At 63.4% G+C, this 1,499-nt stretch carries 3 protein-coding genes; 2 read left to right on the plus strand and 1 reads right to left on the minus strand.

Translation table 11 applies throughout. The annotated features are described in order from the left end of the window. Positions 1–303: Na+/H+ antiporter NhaC family protein (locus tag Q0349_RS09990; RefSeq protein ID WP_298080756.1), on the plus strand; the 303-nt coding region annotated here is incomplete at its 5' end. An 87-nt stretch (positions 304–390) separates the two neighbouring features. Continuing rightward, the gene (locus Q0349_RS09995; protein WP_298080758.1) at positions 391–1,188 is read left to right on the plus strand and encodes an alpha/beta hydrolase-fold protein; all 798 of its coding nucleotides are present in this window, start codon (positions 391–393) and stop codon (positions 1,186–1,188) included. 29 nt (positions 1,189–1,217) lie between these two features. Here the strand turns inward: Q0349_RS09995 and Q0349_RS10000 are convergent, their stop codons facing one another. After that, positions 1,218–1,361, minus strand: coding sequence for a hypothetical protein (locus Q0349_RS10000; protein WP_298080759.1), 144 nt, complete (start codon positions 1,359–1,361; stop codon positions 1,218–1,220). Positions 1,362–1,499: the final 138 nt, after the last annotated feature.

Raw genomic sequence — 1,499 nt, forward strand, 5'->3', positions numbered from 1 at the left:
GTTGGCCTGCTGGTGACAATGGGCATCGGCAGCTCGTTTTCCACCCTGCCGATCATCGCCGCCATCTATGTACCTATCTGCGCGCGCATGGGCTTCTCGCCGCTGGCGACCGTCGCCATTATCGGCACTGCGGGCGTTCTCGGCGATGCGGGCGCACCCGCCTCCGATACCATCCTCGGCTCGACGATGGGATTCAATGCCGACGGCCAGCACAATCACATTAAAGATTCCGTCATCCCGACCTTCATTCACTACAACATCCCGCTGCTCATCGCAGGCTGGATTGCCGCGCTGGTGCTGTGAGCCAGCCTGCTGGAAACGCCGCTGATGCGGCGTTTTTTTCTGCGCTGCCCGCTATAATCGCCGCCGAACCCGCACCCGGAACCCGCCATGACCCTCGAACTGCTCGCATCACACACCAGCTTCAGCGGTGAACAGCACCTCTACCGCCATTACGCCGAAACCCTGCATCGTCCGCTCGAACTCGCCATCTACCTGCCGCTCTCCGCGCTCGGCAAAGCGCGCCCCTGCGACGTGCTCTATTACCTGCCGGGGCTGCAAACCAACGCCCGCCTCGTCGCCAGCCAAAGCGATTACCAGCGCTACGCCAACCGCTACGACACCATCCTCGTCATTCCCGACCTGTTTAACGTCTATCAGGGCGACGACATCGCCCGCACCGGCCAGTACGCGCGCGAACACACGGCGCTTGCCGCTTATCTGCAAGACGAACTGCCCGCCGTCCTCGCCGCGCATTTCGCGCTCAAGCCCGGTCGCGGCATCATGGGCTACGGTTTCGGCGGCACGCTCGCCATCTATCACGCGCGCACGCACCCCGGCAGCTACCACAGCGCCTCGGCGCTGGCGCCGTGGCTCGCCTTCATGGGTACGCCGTGGGGCGACGAACACCTCGCACGTTTTAACCTACCGCAGCATTTCGACCCGAACGACTGGTACGCCGCGCACCCGGACGCGCCGCCGCTACCGCTGTGGATTGACCAGGGCAGCGACGACGACCATCTCGGCAGCAAAATCCGCCTCGATATTTTTGAAGCGACCGTCGCCGAGCGCATCGCCCGCGGTGAAATCTGGATTAACTGGCACCCGCGCTACGACCACAGTTTCTATTTCGTCCACTCGCATATCCGCGAGCATTTCGTCTTTCACAGCGAACAGAGCGCGCGGTAATTCGCGCGACGCCACGCTCCAGGCGTCGTTCAACGGTTCCGCCGGGATTTTCTCGCCGCGCCGTGCGGTTGGCTGCCGGGGGCGATTTCCTGCACGCTCTCGATGTCGCCGTTGGCGTCAAAGCGGGATGGTGCGCCGAGGCGCACCCTATGGCGGATTCTGTGCGTAGTCAACAGTGTTCCCCAACCCGTCGGAGCGCCCGGATGCAATGGTGGGGCAAGCCCCACCCTACAATTCTCTCCATGCCGCCGAATTGCCCTAACGAAAGGTGACAACGGTATCGCGGGTGAAAAGCTGCCGCAGGCGCTGCG

The sequence above is a fragment of the uncultured Cardiobacterium sp. genome (genome assembly GCF_938028185.1).
Classification (GTDB): domain Bacteria; phylum Pseudomonadota; class Gammaproteobacteria; order Cardiobacteriales; family Cardiobacteriaceae; genus Cardiobacterium.